General features: G+C 64.4%; 16 protein-coding genes and 1 tRNA gene. 9 read left to right on the forward strand and 8 right to left on the reverse strand.

Features of this window, described 5'->3' with window-relative positions; genetic code table 11:
- Positions 1-9 precede the first annotated feature (9 nt).
- Positions 10-2,193 carry a TonB-dependent copper receptor gene (locus P5703_RS04835; protein WP_285585698.1) on the forward strand — a complete coding sequence of 728 codons (2,184 nt, stop codon included), beginning with the start codon at positions 10-12 and terminating at the stop codon, positions 2,191-2,193.
- 194 nt (positions 2,194-2,387) lie between these two features.
- On the opposite strand, the gene P5703_RS04840 is transcribed toward P5703_RS04835, so the two are convergent.
- From P5703_RS04840 to xseA, 4 genes are all read right to left on the reverse strand, one after another.
- Positions 2,388-3,689, reverse strand: coding sequence for a mechanosensitive ion channel family protein (locus tag P5703_RS04840; RefSeq protein ID WP_017246435.1), 1,302 nt, complete (start codon positions 3,687-3,689; stop codon positions 2,388-2,390).
- Positions 3,690-3,768: 79 nt separating this feature from the next.
- Positions 3,769-4,311: a hydrolase gene (locus P5703_RS04845; RefSeq protein ID WP_014597381.1), complete on the reverse strand. Its 543-nt coding sequence runs from the start codon at positions 4,309-4,311 to the stop codon at positions 3,769-3,771.
- Positions 4,312-4,330: 19 nt separating this feature from the next.
- A complete protein-coding gene (locus P5703_RS04850; protein ID WP_020307005.1) occupies positions 4,331-5,155 on the reverse strand; it encodes a M23 family metallopeptidase in 825 nt (274 codons plus the stop codon).
- A 93-nt stretch (positions 5,156-5,248) separates the two neighbouring features.
- The gene (xseA, locus tag P5703_RS04855) at positions 5,249-6,625 is read right to left on the reverse strand and encodes an exodeoxyribonuclease VII large subunit (RefSeq protein ID WP_014597380.1); all 1,377 of its coding nucleotides are present in this window, start codon (positions 6,623-6,625) and stop codon (positions 5,249-5,251) included.
- 130 nt (positions 6,626-6,755) lie between these two features.
- Here xseA and P5703_RS04860 point away from each other — a divergent pair, with 130 nt between their 5' ends.
- From P5703_RS04860 to tadA, 5 genes are all read left to right on the forward strand, one after another.
- Positions 6,756-7,307 (forward strand): hypothetical protein, encoded by a 552-nt coding sequence (locus P5703_RS04860; protein WP_045158939.1) that lies wholly within the window; start codon positions 6,756-6,758, stop codon positions 7,305-7,307.
- 126 nt (positions 7,308-7,433) lie between these two features.
- Complete coding sequence (gene guaB / locus P5703_RS04865) at positions 7,434-8,903, forward strand: IMP dehydrogenase (RefSeq protein WP_011914103.1); 1,470 nt, start codon at positions 7,434-7,436, stop codon at positions 8,901-8,903.
- A gap of 116 nt (positions 8,904-9,019) precedes the next feature.
- A complete protein-coding gene (gene guaA / locus P5703_RS04870; RefSeq protein WP_125850889.1) occupies positions 9,020-10,600 on the forward strand; it encodes a glutamine-hydrolyzing GMP synthase in 1,581 nt (526 codons plus the stop codon).
- A 109-nt stretch (positions 10,601-10,709) separates the two neighbouring features.
- On the forward strand, positions 10,710-12,080 hold the full coding sequence (locus P5703_RS04875) for a multicopper oxidase family protein (protein WP_285585703.1): 1,371 nt from the start codon (positions 10,710-10,712) through the stop codon (positions 12,078-12,080).
- 19 nt (positions 12,081-12,099) lie between these two features.
- Positions 12,100-12,582, forward strand: coding sequence for a tRNA adenosine(34) deaminase TadA (gene tadA, locus P5703_RS04880; protein WP_017246431.1), 483 nt, complete (start codon positions 12,100-12,102; stop codon positions 12,580-12,582).
- Here the strand turns inward: tadA and P5703_RS04885 are convergent.
- Together P5703_RS04885 and argF are read right to left on the reverse strand one after the other, a co-directional pair.
- Positions 12,579-13,676, reverse strand: a complete 1,098-nt coding sequence (locus P5703_RS04885) for an ABC transporter ATP-binding protein (protein ID WP_017246430.1) — start codon at positions 13,674-13,676, stop codon at positions 12,579-12,581. The genes tadA and P5703_RS04885 overlap by 4 nt on opposite strands.
- Entirely contained in the window at positions 13,673-14,593 is a 921-nt protein-coding gene (argF, locus tag P5703_RS04890; RefSeq protein ID WP_049339507.1) for an ornithine carbamoyltransferase, read from the reverse strand. Before argF ends, P5703_RS04885 begins: the two co-directional genes overlap by 4 nt.
- Positions 14,594-14,867: 274 nt before the next feature.
- Between argF and grxD the strand changes: the two genes are divergently transcribed.
- From grxD to P5703_RS04905, 3 genes are all read left to right on the forward strand, one after another.
- On the forward strand, positions 14,868-15,194 hold the full coding sequence (gene grxD / locus P5703_RS04895; protein WP_011914097.1) for a Grx4 family monothiol glutaredoxin: 327 nt from the start codon (positions 14,868-14,870) through the stop codon (positions 15,192-15,194).
- Between the two features lie 161 nt (positions 15,195-15,355).
- Positions 15,356-16,558, forward strand: a complete 1,203-nt coding sequence (locus P5703_RS04900; protein WP_014595397.1) for an ISL3 family transposase — start codon at positions 15,356-15,358, stop codon at positions 16,556-16,558.
- Positions 16,559-16,699: 141 nt separating this feature from the next.
- The gene (locus tag P5703_RS04905) at positions 16,700-17,062 is read left to right on the forward strand and encodes a VanZ family protein (protein WP_014597374.1); all 363 of its coding nucleotides are present in this window, start codon (positions 16,700-16,702) and stop codon (positions 17,060-17,062) included.
- A gap of 408 nt (positions 17,063-17,470) precedes the next feature.
- Here the strand turns inward: P5703_RS04905 and P5703_RS04910 are convergent.
- Both P5703_RS04910 and P5703_RS04915 read right to left on the reverse strand, forming a co-directional pair.
- Positions 17,471-17,546 (reverse strand) — tRNA-Asn (locus P5703_RS04910).
- Positions 17,547-17,645: 99 nt separating this feature from the next.
- A complete protein-coding gene (locus P5703_RS04915) occupies positions 17,646-18,842 on the reverse strand; it encodes an amino acid aminotransferase (protein ID WP_285585710.1) in 1,197 nt (398 codons plus the stop codon).
- Between the last annotated feature and the right edge of the window lie 119 nt (positions 18,843-18,961).

Raw genomic sequence — 18,961 nt, forward strand, 5'->3', positions numbered from 1 at the left:
GGAAGTTCTATGTCCAGGATTACTCATGGCTGTACGGCGCGTGCGCGCCTGTCCGAGCGTTTTTTGATTCAACCGTCGCGGCGGCGGTGGCAGTTCGCCCACGCCGCCTTGCTGGGAATGCTCGCCAGCGGCGCCCTGGCCGCCGAGCATGATCATGCCGCCCACGGCGAGCCGGGCGACAGCGTTGAACTGGCGCCCATGGTCATCACCGGAGTCGCCCAGCAATCGCCATTGACGGTCGTCACCGACCCGAAGATCCCCCGCCAGCCGATGCCGGCCAGCGATGGCGCCGACTACCTGAAGACCATTCCCGGTTTCTCCGCGGTGCGTAACGGCGGGGTGAACGGCGATCCGGTTTTCCGCGGCATGTTCGGCTCGCGTCTGAAACTGCTCTCCAATGGCGGTGAAATGCTCGGCGCCTGCCCCAACCGCATGGATTCGCCGAGTTCCTATATCAGCCCCGATACCTTCGACAAGCTGACCGTCATCAAGGGCCCACAGACCGTACTCTGGGGCCCTGGTGCCTCGGCGGCGACGGTGCTGTTCGAGCGCGAGCCGGAGCAGTTCAGCAAGCCCGACTACCGCATCAACGGCAGCCTGCTGACCGCCTCCAACGGCCGCTTCGACCGCAACCTGGACGCCGCCGCCGGCAACAGTCAGGGCTACGCGCGGCTGATGGCCAACAGCTCTCAGGCCGATGATTATGCCGATGGCAACGGTGACACCGTGCCGTCGCGCTACGACAAGTGGAACACCGATGTCGCCCTGGGCTGGACGCCCGACGAAGACACGCTCGTCGAGTTCACCGCCGGCCGCGGCGACGGCTTCGCCCGTTATGCCGGGCGCGGCATGGACGGCAGCCAGTTCCAGCGCGAGAGCCTTGGCCTGCGTTTCGAGAAGACCAACATTGGCGAGAGCTTCTATGGCCTGGAGGCACAGGTCTACTACAACTACGCCGATCACATCATGGACAACTACAGCCTGCGCAGCCCGGGTGGGATGATGCCGAACCCAACGCTGTCGCGGGTTGATCGGCGTACCCTCGGCGGGCGACTGGTCGGCACCTGGCAGTGGACCGATGTCGAACTCAAGGCCGGCGTCGACGCGCAGCGCAGCGAGCATCGGAAACTTATGAATCCATCGCTTGCTGTGAATCTACCGGTCGCTGCCGCGGGAAGCGACGCGCTGCCCTGGATACCAGACGCGATGTTGCATAGCTACGGCGTGTTTGGCGAGCTGAGCTGGCAGCTCAGCGAGCGCGAGAAGCTGATCAGCGGCCTGCGCCTGGACCTGCACGAAGCTGAAGATCAGCGCCGTTTGTTCAACAGCCACAACGCTTCCACTATGAAGAAGGAGGATTGGGACAACCCCACCGCCGGCGAGACCCGTCGCGACACGCTGTACAGCGGGTTCGTACGCTACGAGGAAGAGTTGGTCAGCGTGCCGGCGACCTGGTATGCCGGCCTCGGCCATGCCGAACGCTTCCCCGACTACTGGGAGCTGTTCGTCTCCAACCCCGGCCCGGTGGGCACCGTGCAGCCGTTCGACTCGGTACGCCCGGAAAAGACCACGCAGCTGGATGTCGGCCTGCAGTACGCCAGGGGGCCGCTGGAGGCCTGGGTTTCCGCCTATGCCGGCGTGGTTGAAGACTACATCCTGTTCAGCTATGTGCCAGGCGTGATGCCCGGCATGCTCCGCGCCGAAGTCAGCAATATCGACGCCACCATCGCCGGTGCCGAGATGGGTGCGAGCTACCGTTTCACCAGCAACTGGAAGGGAGACGCGAGCCTGGCCTACGCCTGGGGCAAGAACCGCAGCGATGACCGCGCAATGCCGCAGATTCCGCCATTGGAAGGGCGTCTTGGCCTGACCTACGAGCGCGACAACTGGAGCACCAGCGGCCTCTGGCGAGTCGTCGCTGCGCAGAACCGTGTTGCCGAGAGCCAGGGCACCGTGGTCGGCAAGGACTTCGACGAGAGCGCTGGCTTTGGTGTACTGGCGGTCAATGGCGCCTACCGGCTGAACAAGAACTTCAAGCTCAGCGCCGGCGTCGACAACCTGCTGGACAAGGCCTACAGCGAGCACCTCAATCTCGCCGGTAGTGCGGGTTTTGCCGATTACGGACTCGAACCCACCAGTCGTGTCAACGAGCCGGGCCGCACCTATTGGGCGCGGGTCGACATGAGCTTCTGAAGGAACTGACGACGGTAAAGGAGCGGGGCGTTCCCTCGCTCCGGACGTAGGTTGGCGCTGAGGCGCGGGGTTTGAAGGCGTGGCCCGCGGCGCTGGCGTCAGGGAGGACGCAATGGGCAGTGCTCAAGGCTGCGCCATCTGCTTCGTGCCTCAGCGCCAACCTACGATTAGCCGGTTCGATCGGCACCTGCCGATTAGCCGGTTCGATCGGCACCTGCGTCGAACGGAGGCGTTTGTGCCTCGGGCAATGCCGGCGTGCCGCGTTGCGTCAGCGATTCGCCCCAATTGCGCATGTCCGCACCGCTCGGATGTTGGAACACGCGCAGGCCGAATTCCGGCAGGATCGCCAGCAGGTGATCGAAGATGTCCGACTGGATCGCCTCGTACTGCGTCCATGCCACCGTATTGGTGAAGCAGTAGACCTCCAGCGGCAGGCCGTCCGCGGTCGGGCTCAGCTGCCGCACGATCAGCGTCATGTTCTGATGGATGCCGCCGTGGCTGCGCAGGTAGCGTTCGACGTACGCGCGGAAGCTGCCGATATTGGTGATGCGGCGCGTGTTCACCGGCTCCTTGCCGCGCTCGGCGAGCTTGGCGTTCCACTCCTCGATTTCCTTGGTCTTCTCGGTCAGGTACTCGTCCAGCAGGTTGAAGCGATGCAGGCGCTCGCATTCGTCGCGGCTGAGAAAATGCACGCTCTGCTGATCCAGATAGAGGCTGCGCTTGATGCGCCGTCCTCCGGATTCCTGCATGCCGCGCCAGTTCTTGAACGAGTCGGAAATGAAGCGCTTGGTGGGAATACTGGTGATGGTCTTGTCCCAGTTCTGCACCTTGACGGTGTGCAGGGCGATGTCGATCACGTCGCCGTCGGCATTGAGCTGCGGCATTTCCACCCAGTCGCCGACGCGGATCAGGTCGTTGGACGTGATCTGCACGCTGGCCACCAGCGACAGCAGGGTGTCCTGGAAGATCAGCATCAGCACCGCGGCCATGGCACCCAGACCGGAGAGCAGGATCAGCGGCGAGCGGTCGATCAGCGTGGCGATGATCAGGATCGTCGCGATGGCATAGACGACGATCTTTACCACCTGCAGGTAGCCCTTGATCGGGTGCAGGCGCGCATCCGGACGGCGCTGATAGATCAGGTTGATGATGTCCAGCACCGCGCCCAGGGCCAGTGCGATGGTCAGCACGATGAAGCCACCGCAGACGTTGCGCACCACGGTCACGGCGCCTTCCGGCAGGCCGGGGACCGTCGTGACGCCGATCGACAGCACCAGTGCCGGGACGATGTTCGACAGCCGTTTGATGACGCCGAAGTCCTGCAGCTTGTTCTCGCGGGTGTGCTGCAACAGGTGGTACAGGCCGCGGACGAGGATGCGCTTGACGATCCAGTTGGACAGCCAGGCGGCGAAGATCAGCGTGGCGCTGGCGAGCAGCGTCTGCAGTTCGGGGTGGGCTCTTAGCCAGTCCAGCCAGCCGGCCAGGTCGTCGGACATGGGGTTCTCCATCACAGAAGGTCGGGCGCGACCTCAGCAACGCACGGTGGTCGCGGCCCGTCGGTTCGCAGCGTCCGGCTCAGCGGATGAACTCGCGGCTGATGCTCTTGAACAGCTCGGTGCCGGCGCGTTCCATCCACTCGAAGGCGACCATCTCCCGCGAGACGATCTGCGCACCGGCCTGGCGCATGCGTTCCAGGGCCAGGGCCTTGTCGCTGGCGCGGCGTGAGCTGACGCCTTCTTCGACGACGAACACCTCGTTGCCGCGGGCACGCAGGTCGAGCACCGTCTGCAGCACGCAGACGTGGGTCTCGCAGCCGCAGACGACGAACTGGCGACGTTCACCACCGGGGCGCTTGAACAGCTCACCGTCGCCAGCGGCGGAGAAGTCCAGCTTCTCGAGGATCGCACTGTCTTCCACGCCGTCGCGCAGCGCGGCGATGGTCTGGCCGAGGCCCTTGCTGTACTGCTCGGTCAGCAGTACCGGTACGCCGACCCGCTTGGCCACCTGTTGCAGCCAGGCGGTGTGTTCGGCCATCGCGGCGGCGTCCAGGATCACCGGAAACAGGCGCTCCTGGATGTCGACGATCAACAGGGTGGAATCCGTTGCCTTGATGCGCATCGCTGTGCTTCCTCGTGGTTCAGGGTTTGTAGGCACCGATGAAGATCGCCGGATCGACACGGGCGTCGTTCAGGCTGACGTTCCAGTGCAGGTGCGGGCCGGTGGCACGGCCGGTCGCGCCGACCTTGCCGAGAACCTGGCCGCGCGCCAGCTGATCGCCGACCTTCACGCCGATTTCGGACAGGTGACAGAACATGCTGATCAGCCCCTGACCGTGGTCGACGAACACGGTCTTGCCGTTGAAGAAATAGTCGCCGGTGAGTATGACCTGGCCGGCCGCCGGCGCCTTGATTGGCGTGCCGGTCTTGACGGCGAAATCCAGGCCCGAGTGCGGGTTGCGCTCCTCGCCGTTGAAGAAACGGCGCAGGCCGAACGGCGAGGACAGCGGGCCGTCCACCGGGCGGTCGAACAACAGATTGCTCGGCTGGCGGGTGCTGAACTGCCGGTAGGCGCGGTTCTGCTCATCCAGTTCACGCTCGATGCGCTTGAGGTCTGCGGGGTTCGGGTTGACCTGGCGCTGGTTCTTCAGGGTGATGTGCTGCGCGCGATAGTCGCGGTTGCCAACCTGGAAGCTGGTGCTGCGGCCATCGACCTCCAGCTGCTGGGGGCCAGCCTTTGCCGACAGCGGGATGCCGACGATGGCGATCCAGCGCTCGCCATCCTCGCGCACCACCAGGGTCGGCTTGCCCTGATAGCGGGCCTGCGGTGCGCTGGGGCCGTTGCCGAGTTCGATCACGGCGACGCCGCCGGGCACCGGTTTGTTCAGCAGGCGGGTGATGAAGCCCTCGGCGTGGGCAGGCAATGCGAGGGAGAGGGCGAACAGCAGGGCGAAGACGCGAGACATGGATGGGTCCGTTGCAGGAAACGGCCCATCCTCGCGTAAACCTCCGGCAAGAGAAAGGGCCAAGAATGTCAGGAGATTGCCGGCTCGGCTTGCTTAGAGCAGCGGCAGGGTGACCGGTTGCAGGTGATTGTCTTCCACGCGTACGTCGAGCTCGCCGTCGCCGAGCCTGGCCTTGAGGCGCTGGCCGGGTTGCGTCTGGCTGGCGCTGCGGATCGCTTGGCCGCGGTCGTCGAGCAGGATGCTGTAGCCGCGGCTGAGCGTGGCCAGCGGGCTGACCACGTTGAGCGTCTGGGCCAGGCCCTGCAGCTGCTGGCGGCGGCCTTTAATATTGGCCTGCATCGCTCGCGGCAGGCGCGAGGACAGATGGTCGAGGCGCTGGCGCAGCAGATTCAGCGTGCGCCCCGGATGCTGCGCGGCCAGGCGTGTTTCCAGTCGGGCCAGGCGCTCCTGGCCACTGCACAGGCGGCGGTCCAGGGCCCGCAGCAGGCGCTGCTCCAGGTCATCGATACGCTGGGCCTGCTGCTGCAGACGCTCGCCGGGATGGCGCAGGCGGCGGGTCAGGCCGTCCAGGCGCATGGCGTCGCGGTGCAGGCGATCACGCATGCGCAGTACCAGCCGTTGCTGCAGGCCGTTCAGCCGCTGCTGCAGATCGGCACTGCTAGGCGCCAGCAGCTCTGCCGCCGCGGACGGCGTCGGGGCGCGCACATCGGCGACGAAGTCGGCGATGGACACATCGGTCTCATGGCCAACCGCGCAGACGATCGGCGTGACGCAGGCATCCACCGCACGCGCCACGGCTTCCTCGTTGAAGCACCAGAGATCTTCCAGCGAGCCGCCGCCGCGGGCGAGGATCAGGGCGTCGAAGCCCTGGGCGTCCGCCAGCTGCAGCGCACGGACGATCTGCCCAGTGGCTTCGCGGCCCTGCACGGCGGTGGGGATCAGCGTCAGCTCCACCTGCGGTGCGCGGCGGCGGAACACCGAGATGATGTCGCGGATCACTGCGCCGGTCGGTGAGCTGACGATGCCGATGCGCCGCGGATGGGCGGGCAGGGCGGCCTTGCGCTCGGCGGAGAACAGGCCTTCGGCGGCGAGCTTTTCCTTCAGCGCTTCGAAGGCCAGGCGCAGTGCGCCGTCGCCCGCCGGCTCCAGCATGTCGAGGATCAGCTGATAGTCGCCACGGCCTTCGAACAGCGAGACCTTGCCACGCACCCGCACCGCCAGGCCGTCGCGCAGTGCCTGACGTATCCGCGCGGCATTCTGGCGGAACAGGGCGCAGCGCACCTGGGCGTTCCTGTCCTTGAGGGTGAAATAGACGTGGCCGGAGGCGGGACGGGCGAGGTTGGAAATCTCGCCTTCGACCCAGACCTGGGCGAACACGTCCTCGAGCAACAGGCGGGCGCGACCGTTGAGCTGACTGACGGTCAGCACTTCGCGATCGAGATTGAGGCGCTGGAAGGGATCTTTGAGCATGGCGGCGATGATAAGCCGCGCGCGGCCAAGCGGAAACCGAATCTGCTTGGCGTCCGTCCAGCGGGCCTTGACCAGCCAACGGGCGGCGCTAAGCTGCGCGGCCTTTCTCCATCTCCGGTTCCGAGCCGTCATGAGCCACAGTCAAGCCATCATCGTGCCGCGCATTTCGACGTTCCCGGCGCACGAAGCCAAGGCGCGGATGATTCTTCGCTGGCTGGCCGAGCGGCGCATCGTCGAGTCGCTGCCGACCACCTGTGGGCGCGGTGTTGGCGGCATGGGCTACGCCATCGCTTCCGGCGCGCGCAGCGTCGTGCTGCATCCGGAGCGCTTGCCCTTTGGCGAAGCCATCAACGGCCTTGAGGTGGTCACCAAGCGCTGCATTTACACCCCGACGCAGGGCTTCGCCGAGGAAGCCGGTTGCCCCGAGTGCCGGCGTGAAATCGGCGAGGCGCTGTTCGAAAGCTTGGACGAGTGGATGCCGCGGCAGACCGAAAATTTCACCTGCCCGGAATGCGGCCACGAGGACGACATCAACGGTTTCCTGTTCATCCCGGCGTGTGCCTTCTCCAACCTGGGCTTCATCTTCAATGGCTGGGGTGAGGCCGGTTTCACTCAGGTGTTTCTCGACGAGTTCGCCGAGCGCCTGGGGTTTGCCGTGGCGCTGGTGATCGATCGACCGTGACCAGTCGGTCACTCCGGCGAGGCTGTGCCTGTCGTCGTTCGTGCCGTCGCTCACATCCGCATTGAGCGCAAGGGGGTGCGTGGGTATAATGCCGCGCTTCCTTTTTCCCGCCTGGGAGCCCCCGCCATGCTGCGTATCAGCCAAGAAGCCCTGACTTTCGATGATGTTCTCCTGATCCCGGGATATTCCGAGGTTCTGCCGAAGGATGTCAGCCTCAAGACCCGCCTGACCCGCGAAATCGAGCTGAACATTCCGCTGGTTTCCGCTGCCATGGACACCGTCACCGAAGCCCGCCTGGCCATCGCCATGGCGCAGGAAGGTGGCATTGGCATCATCCACAAGAACATGAGCATCGAGCAGCAGGCCGCCGAGGTGCGCAAGGTCAAGCGCCACGAGACTGCCATCGTCCACGACCCGGTCACCGTCACCCCGGAAACCAAGATCAGCGAGCTGCTGCGCAAGGCCCATGAACTGGGCTTCTCCGGCTTCCCGGTGGTATCCGGCAAAGAGCTGGTGGGCATCGTCACCGGTCGTGACCTGCGCTTCACGCCGAACGCCGGTGATTCCGTCGCGGCGATCATGACGCCCAAGGAAAAGCTGGTCACCGTGCTCGAAGGCACCGGCCTGGAAGAAATCAAGACCGAACTCTACAAGCACCGCATCGAAAAGATGCTGGTGGTCGACGCCAACTTCCACCTGCGCGGCCTTGTGACCTTCCGTGATATCGAGAAGGCCAAGACCTACCCGCTGGCCTCCAAGGACAGCCAGGGCCGCCTGCGCGTCGGCGCGGCGGTCGGTACCGGCGCCGACACTGGTGACCGCGTCGAGGCGCTGGCTGCGGCCGGCGTCGACGTGGTGGTGGTGGATACCGCCCATGGCCATTCCCGTGGCGTGATCGATCGCGTGCGCTGGGTGAAGGAGAACTTCCCGCAGGTGCAGGTGATCGGCGGCAACATCGCCACCGCCGAAGCCGCGCTGGACCTGGTCAAGGCTGGCGTCGACGCGGTCAAGGTCGGCATCGGTCCGGGCTCGATCTGCACCACCCGCATCGTCGCCGGCGTCGGCGTGCCGCAGATCTCCGCCATCGCCAACGTTTCCGCCGCGCTGGAAGGCACCGGCGTGCCGATGATCGCCGACGGCGGCATCCGCTTCTCCGGTGACCTGTCCAAGGCCATCGTCGCTGGTGCCAACGCAGTGATGATGGGTTCGATGTTCGCCGGTACCGAGGAAGCGCCGGGCGAGATCGAACTGTTCCAGGGCCGCTCCTACAAGGCCTACCGCGGGATGGGTTCGCTGGGGGCCATGTCCCAGGCCCAGGGCTCCTCGGACCGTTACTTCCAGGACTCGTCCGCCGGTGCCGAGAAACTGGTACCCGAGGGCATCGAGGGCCGTGTGCCGTACAAGGGTTCGCTGTCGGCAATCATCCATCAGCTGATGGGTGGCCTGCGTGCTTCCATGGGCTACACCGGCAGCGCCACCATCGACGAGATGCGCACCCGGCCGCAGTTCGTGCGCATCACCGGTGCCGGCATGGCCGAATCGCACGTGCACGACGTGCAGATCACCAAAGAGGCGCCGAACTACCGCGTCGGTTGATAAGCCTCGATTGACAGGCGCTGGAAGCTGGAAGGTGGAGACCGGACATTGCACGATCCGGTCTGCGCTTCCAGCTTTCGGCTTTCAGCTTCAAGCTCTTTCCGAAGGAAGGCTCCATGTCCCATCCTGACATCCACGCTCACCGCATTCTGATTCTCGACTTCGGTTCCCAGTACACCCAGCTGATCGCCCGCCGCGTGCGCGAGATCGGCGTGTACTGCGAGCTGCATCCGTGGGACATGAGCGAGGACGACATCCGTGCCTTCGCGCCACGCGGCATCATCCTCGCAGGCGGCCCTGAGTCCGTTCATGAAGCGGGCAGCCCCCGTGCACCGCAGGCGGTGTTCGACCTGGGCGTGCCGCTGTTCGGCATCTGCTATGGCATGCAGACCATGTCCGAGCAGCTCGGCGGCAAGGTGCAGGGCTCCGATGTTCGCGAGTTCGGCTATGCCCGCGTCGATCTGGTCGGCAAGTCGAAGCTGTTCGACGGCATCGAAGACCACATGGATGACGACGGCGTGTTCGGCCTCGATGTGTGGATGAGCCACGGCGACAAGGTCACCGAGATTCCTACCGGCTTCCACATCCTGGCCAGCACCCCGAGCTGCCCGATCGCCGCCATGGGCGACGATGCCCGTGGCTATTACGGCGTGCAGTTCCACCCGGAAGTGACCCACACCCGCCAGGGCGGTCGCATCCTGTCGCGCTTTATCCTGGAGATCTGCGGCTGCGAAGCGCTGTGGACGCCGTCGAATATCGTCGAGGACGCCATCGCCCAGGTGCGTGCTCAGGTCGGTGATGCCAACGTTCTGCTCGGCCTCTCCGGTGGTGTCGATTCGTCGGTGGTCGCGGCGCTGCTGCACAAGGCGATCGGCGACCAGCTGACCTGCGTCTTCGTCGACAACGGCCTGCTGCGCCTGCACGAGGGCGACCAGGTGATGGCCATGTTTGCCGAGAACATGGGGGTCAAGGTGATCCGTGCCGACGCCGAGGCGCAGTTCCTGGCCAACCTCGAAGGCGAGGCGGATCCGGAGAAGAAGCGCAAGATCATCGGGCGTACCTTCATCGACGTGTTCGATGCCGAGGCCAGCAAGCTGGACAACATCCAGTTCCTCGCCCAGGGCACCATCTACCCCGACGTCATCGAGTCGGCAGGCGCCAAGAGCGGCAAGGCTCATGTGATCAAGTCGCACCACAACGTCGGTGGCCTGCCGGAAGAGATGAACCTCAAGCTGGTCGAGCCGCTGCGTGAGCTGTTCAAGGACGAAGTGCGCAAGATCGGCCTCGAACTCGGCCTGCCCTACGACATGGTCTACCGCCACCCGTTCCCGGGCCCGGGCCTGGGCGTGCGTATCCTCGGCGAGGTGAAGAAGGAATACGCCGATCTGCTGCGTCGCGCCGACGACATCTTCATCAGCGAACTGCGCAACGCCGACTGGTACCACAAGGTCAGCCAGGCCTTTGTGGTGTTCCAGCCGGTGAAGTCGGTCGGCGTGGTCGGCGACGGCCGCCGCTATGCCTGGGTCGTCGCGCTGCGCGCGGTGGAAACCATCGACTTCATGACCGCGCGCTGGGCGCACCTGCCATACGAGTTGCTGGAGAAGGTGTCCAACCGCATCATCAACGAAATCGAAGGCATTTCCCGCGTCACCTACGATGTGTCGAGCAAGCCGCCGGCCACCATCGAGTGGGAATGATCTGAAGCAATGAGGGCAGCCCAGGCTGCCCTCATGCTATGCGCAGCCTCCGCAGAGAGGCGCGTCGAGCCTGATGGGCCCATGAATTCGGACTGGCTGGAGCCCATGCATGTCCTTTACCCGTAGACAGATTCTCGCCGGCCTGGCCGGCCTCGGTGTGGTCGGCCTGGCCGGTAGCGGTGCGCGCTACTGGCTCGGTCGCCCGGCCGATATCACCACCCACGACTATGAACTGATCGCCGCGCCGCTGGATGTCGAGCTGGTGCCCGGTCACGTTACGCCGGCGTGGGCCTATGGCGGGCAGGCGCCCGGCCTGGAGCTGCGCGGCCGCCAGGGCGACTGGTTGCGCGTGCGCTTCATCAATCAGCTGCCGGAGCCCACCACCATTCACTGGCACGGCATCCGTCTGCCACTGGAAATGGACGGCGTGCCCTATGTGTCGCAGCTGCCGGTGCTGCCCGGCGAATTCTTCGATTATCGCTTCCAGCTGCACGACGCCGGCAGCTTCTGGTATCACCCGCACACCACCAGCGCCGCGCAGTTGGGACGCGGGCTGGTCGGCCCGCTGATCGTCGAGGAGCGTGAGCCGAGCGGCTTCCGTCACGAGCGCACGCTCAATCTGAAGAGCTGGCACATCGACAAGCAGGGCGCCTTCACCGAGTTCAGCGTGCCCCGCGAGGCGGCCCGCGGAGGCACACCCGGGGTGCTGTCGACGGTCAATGGCAGACATGCCCCGTTGCTGGATCTGCCGGCCGGGCAGGTCGTACGGCTGCGCGTGCTCAATCTCGACAATACGCTGACCTATCGACTGAACCTGCCGGACGGCGACGCGCGCGTCTATGCCCTCGACGGCCATCCGGTCGCGCCGCGTCCGCTGGGCAAGGAATACTGGCTTGGCCCAGGCATGCGCATCGACCTCGCGCTCAAGGTGCCACAGGCGGGCACCGAGCTGTCCTTGCGCAACGGCCCGTTGCGGCTGGCGACGCTGCGCGCGGTAGCCCATGACGAAACCGCTGGCGACTGGCCGCCGGCGCTGCCGGCCAACCCGGTCGCGGTGCCGGACCTGCAGCGGGCCGAGACGCTGCGCTTCAATTTCGAGTGGGCCGGCCATCTGTCGGCAGATGTCGAGCAGGGGGCGGCCTACACGTTCTGGCAGATCAACGGCCAGGCGTGGGACATCAACGACAAGAGCTGCGCCGAACGGCCGATCGCGACGCTGAAAAAGAATGGCCATTACATCTTCGAGCTGCGCAATCTCAGTCAGTATCAGCATCCGATCCACCTGCACGGCATGACCTTCCAGGTGATCTCGTCCAACCGACGCAAGATCGACCCCTGGTTCACCGACACCTACCTGCTGGGCAAGAACGAGACGGCACGCATCGCGCTGGTCGCCGATAATCCGGGCACCTGGATGTTCCACTGCCATGTCATCGACCATATGGAAACCGGACTGATGGCGGCAATCGAGGTGGTATGAAACAGGGTAGGGCGCAGTCGTGAGGAAACCGCTGATCATCGATCGCAGCCAGGACGAGCGGTTCATGCGCGAAGCACTGGCGCTGGCAGCGCAGGGTGCCGCATTGGGCGAAGTGCCGGTGGGAGCTGTGCTGGTGCAGGAGGGGCAGATCGTCGGGCGCGGCTTCAATTGCCCGATTTCGCGCCACGACCCCAGTGCTCATGCAGAGATGGTCGCCATACGTGCTGCCGCGCAGGCGCTGCAGAACTATCGGCTACCCGGTAGTACGCTCTACGTGACGCTCGAGCCGTGCAGCATGTGCGCCGGGCTGATCGTGCATTCGCGCGTTCAGCGAGTCGTCTATGGTGCCACCGAGCCGAAGGCCGGCGTGGTTGTCAGTCGTGGTCAGTTCTTCGATCAGGGCTTTCTCAACCACCGGGTACTGGTCGAAGGTGGCGTGCTGGCCGAGGAGTGCGGGGCGGTGCTCAGCGAGTTCTTTCGCCAGCGCCGGCAGAAGGGCTAGCGCGCCGCCGTTGCCGGCTGGAGCGTTTCGTGGGCGGCAACGCTGCCTTGTGCCGGAAAGATGACGAGATGGTCGGCGGCGATGGCGATGCCGACTTCCTGTCCGGTGGGGTAGTCGGCATGGCTGGTGAAGATCGCCACCAGCTGGTTGCCGGTGGGCAGTTGCAGTCGGTACAGCGTGGACGCGCCGAGAAAGGTCTTGCCGACGATCAGTGCACGCAACGGGCTGTCCGGGCGGTAGACGATGTCATCCGGGCGCAGCAGTACGTCCACCGAGCTTCCGCTTGGCCAGTTGTAGGCACGGTTGCCGCGAATAGGACCGAGCTCGGTCTGCACGGTTTCCGGGTCGAGCAGTTGCCCGCGAATGAAATAACCCTGGCCGATGAAGCTGGCGACGAAGGGCGTCAGCGGTTCGTGGTAGAGGTTGAACGGCGTGTCCCACTGTTCCAGTCGACCATCCTTGAACACGCCGACCTGATCACTGACGGCGAACGCTTCTTCCTGGTCATGGGTGACCAGAATGGCGCTGGTCTTGCGCGCCTTGAGGATCTCGCGCACCTCGTGGCTGAGGCGCCGGCGAAGCTCTACATCAAGGTTGGAGAAGGGCTCGTCGAGCAGCAGCAAGGCCGGTTCCGGCGCCAGTGCCCGGGCCAGCGCCACACGCTGCTGCTGACCGCCGGAGAGCTCGTGGGGATAGCGCTTGCCGAGCGCGCTCAGGTGTACCAGCTCGAGCATTTCGTCGACGATGCGCGCGCAATCGGGCTGTTTGCGGATACCGAAAGCGATGTTCTCCCCCACGGTAAGGTGCGGAAACAGGGCGTAATCCTGAAACACCATGCCGATGCGGCGCTTCTCCGGCGCCAGGGTGAAGCCGGCACGGGAAATGACGGTGTCAGCTAGCTGGATCTCGCCCTGGTGCACGGGCTCGAAGCCGGCGATGGCGCGCAGCGTGGTGGTCTTGCCGCAGCCGGACGGGCCCAACAGGCAGCCGATGTCGCCGCGATTCAGGTGCAGGTTGAGGTGCTGAACGATGCTCTGCTCACCATAGCCGCAGGCCAGGTCGCGCAGTTGTAGCAGCGGCAGTTCAGGTTTCATGCGTGGTGATAGGCCGGCTCGACAAGAAACTCCAGCAGTGCCTTCTGCACGTGCAGGCGGTTCTCGGCCTGATCCCAAGCGGCCGAGCGGGGATCATCGAGCAGATCGTGACTGATTTCCTCGCCACGGTGGGCCGGCAGGCAGTGCATGAACAGCACGTCCGCGGCGGCGCAGTCGAGCAGCGCGCGGTTCACCTGATAGGGGCGGAAGGTGGCCAGGCGCGCGGCCACTTCATCTTCTTGGCCCATGGATGCCCAGACGTCGGTGCTGATCAGGTTGACGCCCGCCGCTGCCTCGCGTGGGTCGCGCAGCACCTGCACACGCTCGCCGGCGCGTGCCAGCAGCTCGGCGTCGGGTTCGTAGCCTTCGGGGCAGGCGACCTTCAGCCGGAAGTCGAACTGGATGGCCGCTTCTATATAGGTGTTGCACATGTTGTTACCGTCGCCGATCCAGGCCACCGTCTTGCCGGCAATGCTGCCGCGGTGTTCATGGTAGGTCTGCATGTCGGCCATCAGCTGGCAGGGGTGCAGGTCATCGGACAGACCGTTGATCACCGGTACGCTGGAGTTGGCGGCGAAGTCGGTCAGGGTCGAATGGGCGAAAGTACGGATCATCACCGCGTCGAGCATGCGCGACATGACGATGGCCGAGTCGCTGATCGGCTCGCCGCGGCCAAGCTGGGTGTCGCGCGGGGAGAGGAAGATCGCCTGGCCGCCGAGCTGGATCATGCCGGCTTCGAAGGACAGTCGGGTGCGGGTCGAGGCCTTCTCGAAGATCATGCCCAGCACGCGATTCTTCAAGGGCTCGAACAGGACGCCGCGCTTGCGCAGATCCTTCAACTCGATGCCGCGGCGGACCAGGCTGTTCAGCTCCTGGGGCGTGCAGTCCATCAGTGAGAGAAAATGCCTTGCGCTCATATCAACTACCTTTATTGCCGCAGCGCGCGATCCGAGGATTTTCGACAGAAAAGGGGACCGACGACTGGGGAGTCGCACGGGGAGCGACGAAACGGGAAAGGCGCGATCTTATCCAGAAAGCAAGCGCAGGCGCAAATCCTCGGTCCGGGGGCCTGGCAGGGCTGAATCTCAGTAATGACGGCCTTTGCGCGGCAACATAGCCGAGTCTCGCACTCGGCTTTCCGAGAGGTTTTCCGGTACAATGCCCGGCAACCGTGTCTAGCCGAGGTAGTCCATGGATATCATCGAAACCATCAAAGAGCAGATCGCCAACAACCCGGTGCTGCTGTACATGAAGGGCTCGCCCAATGCGCCGCAGTGTGGCTTCTCCGCCCGCGCGACCCAGGCGGTAATGGGCTGTGGCGAGAAGTTCGCTTACGTCGACATCCTGCAGAACCCCGAAATTCGCGCCAACCTGCCCATCTATGCCAACTGGCCGACCTTCCCCCAGCTGTGGGTCAACGGTGAGCTGGTCGGCGGCAGCGACATCATCCTCGAGATGTTCGAGAAGGGCGAATTGCAGACCCTGATCAAGTCCGCGGTAGGCAAGACCGAGGCTTGAGTTTCAGGCGCCGCAACAGCGCGCCAGTGAATGCCCGCATCCATGGATGCGGGCTTTTTTTTGGTTCTTCGCGGACTCTGGGGGAAGAGCGAGTTGACAGTCAGGGAAGCAGGTAAATTGGCAGTCGCCAAACACACCCTTCACCTGTCCCTGCTGTCGCCGTGCATCCTATTGATCTTGCCTCGTTCTGGCCAGGCTATGACGTCGTTGCCTGCCGTTCATCTGCCAACAACTCCCTTCTGATTGAGCTTGAGCCTCAAGCCGGTTCAGTGCCCAGGTGCGGGCGTTGTGGTCAGCTCAGCCCGTTGATTCACGAGCGCCGGATTCGTCTGGTGCGTGATCGCGATCTGTTCGATCAGCGCGTCCTGCTTCAACTACCCGTGCGCCGAGTCGATTGCCTGAACTGTGGTCGGGTGACCGAGCGGATCGACTGGCTGGAGCCTGCATCTCGCCTGACCCGGCGGTTACGGGTCTGGCTCGAAAGCCTGCTGCGGCTGCTGCCGATCAGCCACGTCAGCCGGCTCACCGGCCTGCACTGGCACACCCTCAAGACGCTCGATAAACGACGCCTGGAAGCCGAGGTAGGCACCTTCGATTCAAGCGGTGTCCGCCGGTTGGTGATGGACGAGTTCGCCCTGCACAAGGGGCATCGCTATGCCACGGTCATCATGGATGCCGAGCGAACACGGGTGCTGTGGGTCGGCCACGGCAACAGCCGTGAGGCGATCCGCCCGTTCTTTGAATTGCTCGGCGAGCACTGCCAGCAGATTGAGGCGGTGGCCATGGACATGAACACGGCTTTCGACCTGGAGGTAAAGCAACATTGCCCGCAGGCCGAAGTGGTGTACGACCTGTTTCACGTCGTCGCGCGCTACGGCCGGGATGTGATCGACCGTATCCGGGTCGACCAGGCCAACCTCCTGCGCGAAGACAAGCCGGCACGAAAGGCGGTCAAGCAGAGTCGTTGGCTGCTGCTGCGAAATCGCGACAACCTGAAGGACGGACAGGCCGTGCAGCTACAGGAACTGCTCGCAGCGAACCAGCCGCTGGCTACGGTCTATGTACTCAAGGATGCCTTGAAGGATGTCTGGTACGCCCCCAGCGTACGAGAGGGTTGGCGACGCTGGCGAACCTGGCTGCGACATGCTCGCGAGAGCGGCCTCGCGCCGCTGCAACGCTTCGCTCGCAACCTGCGCAAATACGCCCGAGGCATCCTTGCCAGTGCTCACTTCCACATGCATACCAGCGTCCTTGAGGGTGTTAACAACCGCATCAAGGTGATCAAGCGCATGGCCTATGGATTTCGGGACTCGGAATACTTCTTTCTGAAAATCAAGGCCGCCTTCCCCGGGAAAGCGCGATGAACCTTTTTTTTGGGAGGCAGAGATATCCGGTAAAAGGACAGCGAGCCGCTCCACTGACCTTTGTTGCCATTTGCCGGTCAGAGATCGCGGCAAGGGCCTCGCCCACCATCAATCAGTCTTCCGAGTGAGAAATTCCGCCGTATGCCCTATTTGCGAGTGTTGCCTTTTCTGATCGTGTTGGCGGTCGTTCTGTTTGCAGGTCTCAAACCCGAGCCCGTGCCCCAACTGTTCAGCCAGCAGGACAAGCTGCATCACATGATGGGGTTCGCAGCACTGGTCTTCACCCTGCGGCTGGCGTTTCCTCGGCTGCCGATCTTCTGGGGTGTCGGCCTCACGCTCGTGGCGGCCTTGGGCATCGAGATGGCACAGGGCATGCTGCCGCATCGCACCGCCTCGCGCTGGGATATGGTCGCGAACGTGCTTGGCGTGATTTCCGGCTGGTGCTGTTGGATGCTCGCGCAAGGCTGGTGGCGCCAGCGGATGGGTACTCCGGTGCCCGAGTGAGTCGGCTGCAAGCGCTGCCCTCCACGTCTGTATGAGAGGAGCCGTAGTCCCTGGTGAGAGTCCAGCAGGCAATAAAAAAACCCAGCGCGCTGGCTGGGTTCTTGAATTTGGCTCCGCGACCTGGACTCGACTGCGTCAGCAGAACGCGCTTCAGCGCGGCCCCGCAGGGGTGAGCGAAGCGAATAACCTGGGACGTAGTCCCTGGTGAGAGTCCGGCAGGCAATAAAAAACCCAGCGCGCTGGCTGGGTTCTTGAATTTGGCTCCGCGACCTGGACTCGACTGCGTCAGCAGAACGCGCTTCAGCGCGGCCCCGCAGGGGTGAGCGAAGCGAATAACCTGGGACGCAGTCCCTGGTGAGAGTCCAGCAGGCAATAAAAAACCCAGCGCGCTGGCTGGGTTCTTGAATTTGGCTCCGCGACCTGGACTCGAACCAGGGACCCAATGATTAACAGTCATTTGCTCTACCGACTGAGCTATCGCGGAACAACGGTGCGTATCCTACTGTTTGGAAAGGAGAAGTCAACCCCTCCAGCAGTGCGCCGGGGCCGGACGCGAGGTGCGCCGTGGCCCCGGTGCGTCGGCTCAGAGCACCTGGACGATGGCGTCGGTGACGGTGCCCAGGTTGTTGCGGTTCAGCGCTGCGGCGCAGATGCGGCCGGTGCTGATGGCATAGACACCGAACTCGACCCGCAGGCGCTCGACCTGTTCGGCAGTGAGGCCCGAATAGGAGAACATGCCGCGTTGCGCCGCGACGAAGCTGAAGTCGACTTTCGCGCCCTTGGCTGCCAGTTGCTCGACCATACCCAGGCGCATCTCGCGGATTCGGCTGCGCATCTCGCCCAGCTCGGCTTCCCACATGGCGCGCAGTTCCGGGCTGTTGAGCACGGAGGCGACCACGGTGGCACCGTGGGTCGGCGGGTTGGAGTAGTTGGTGCGGATCACCCGCTTGACCTGCGACAGCACGCGCGCCGACTCGTCGCGGCTCTGGGTGACCATCGACAGGGCGCCGACCCGCTCGCCGTACAGAGAGAAGGATTTTGAGAACGAGCTGGATACGAAGAAGGTCATGCCCGACTCGGCGAACAGGCGCACGGCGGCGGCATCTTCCTCGATGCTGTCCCCGAAGCCCTGGTAGGCGATGTCGATGAACGGCACGTGATCCCGGGCGCGCAGCACCTCGAGGATCTGCTTCCAGTCGTTCAGGTTCAGGTCGACGCCGGTCGGGTTATGGCAGCAGGCATGCAGCACGACGATGGAGCGCGCTGGCAGCTCATTGAGGTCCTGCAGCAGGCCGGCGCGGTCGATGCCGTGGCTGGTGGCATCGTAGTAGCGGTAGTTCTGTACCGGGAAGCCGGCCGATTCGAACAGCGCGCGGTGGTTTTCCCAGCTCGGGTTGCTGATCGCTACAATGGCATCGGGCAGCAGACGCTTGAGGAAGTCGGCGCCGACCTTTAGAGCTCCGGTGCCACCCAGTGCCTGGGTCGTGACCACGCGACCTTCGGCGATCAGGGCCGCGTCATTGCCGAACAGCAGCTTCTGCACCGCGTTGTCGTAGGCGGCGATCCCTTCGATCGGCAGGTAGCCGCGCGGCGCATGGGCAGCGATGCGTGCCTGCTCGGCCTCGGCCACGGCGCGCAGCAGCGGAATGCGACCTTCTTCGTTGTAGTAGACACCGACACCGAGGTTGACCTTGTTCGGCCGCGTGTCGGCGTTGAAGGCTTCATTGAGGCCGAGGATAGGATCGCGCGGCGCCATTTCGACAGCAGAGAACAAACTCATGGTGAGGGGGCTCGAAAGAGAAGGAGTGACAGATTTCACCACCCTCGCGTCGGCGCGCAGGGTGATGCGCAAACGGGGCGGTAGTATAGCGGTCATGCCTGGCGCCTGCGATATGCTAC

It is taken from the genome of Stutzerimonas sp. FeSN7 (genome assembly GCF_030263795.1).
Classification (GTDB): domain Bacteria; phylum Pseudomonadota; class Gammaproteobacteria; order Pseudomonadales; family Pseudomonadaceae; genus Stutzerimonas; species Stutzerimonas stutzeri.

What these genes read in the sequence shown, in the direction of transcription:
- P5703_RS04835 (WP_285585698.1), top strand. Translation starts at nt 10, where the DNA reads ATGTCCAGGATTACTCATGGCTGTACGGCGCGTGCGCGCCTGTCCGAG.
- P5703_RS04840 (WP_017246435.1), bottom strand. Translation starts at nt 3,689, where the DNA reads ATGTCCGACGACCTGGCCGGCTGGCTGGACTGGCTAAGAGCCCACCCC.
- P5703_RS04845 (WP_014597381.1), bottom strand. Translation starts at nt 4,311, where the DNA reads ATGCGCATCAAGGCAACGGATTCCACCCTGTTGATCGTCGACATCCAG.
- P5703_RS04850 (WP_020307005.1), bottom strand. Translation starts at nt 5,155, where the DNA reads ATGTCTCGCGTCTTCGCCCTGCTGTTCGCCCTCTCCCTCGCATTGCCT.
- xseA (WP_014597380.1), bottom strand. Translation starts at nt 6,625, where the DNA reads ATGCTCAAAGATCCCTTCCAGCGCCTCAATCTCGATCGCGAAGTGCTG.
- P5703_RS04860 (WP_045158939.1), top strand. Translation starts at nt 6,756, where the DNA reads ATGAGCCACAGTCAAGCCATCATCGTGCCGCGCATTTCGACGTTCCCG.
- guaB (WP_011914103.1), top strand. Translation starts at nt 7,434, where the DNA reads ATGCTGCGTATCAGCCAAGAAGCCCTGACTTTCGATGATGTTCTCCTG.
- guaA (WP_125850889.1), top strand. Translation starts at nt 9,020, where the DNA reads ATGTCCCATCCTGACATCCACGCTCACCGCATTCTGATTCTCGACTTC.
- P5703_RS04875 (WP_285585703.1), top strand. Translation starts at nt 10,710, where the DNA reads ATGTCCTTTACCCGTAGACAGATTCTCGCCGGCCTGGCCGGCCTCGGT.
- P5703_RS04885 (WP_017246430.1), bottom strand. Translation starts at nt 13,676, where the DNA reads ATGAAACCTGAACTGCCGCTGCTACAACTGCGCGACCTGGCCTGCGGC.
- argF (WP_049339507.1), bottom strand. Translation starts at nt 14,593, where the DNA reads ATGAGCGCAAGGCATTTTCTCTCACTGATGGACTGCACGCCCCAGGAG.
- grxD (WP_011914097.1), top strand. Translation starts at nt 14,868, where the DNA reads ATGGATATCATCGAAACCATCAAAGAGCAGATCGCCAACAACCCGGTG.
- P5703_RS04905 (WP_014597374.1), top strand. Translation starts at nt 16,700, where the DNA reads ATGCCCTATTTGCGAGTGTTGCCTTTTCTGATCGTGTTGGCGGTCGTT.
- P5703_RS04915 (WP_285585710.1), bottom strand. Translation starts at nt 18,842, where the DNA reads ATGAGTTTGTTCTCTGCTGTCGAAATGGCGCCGCGCGATCCTATCCTC.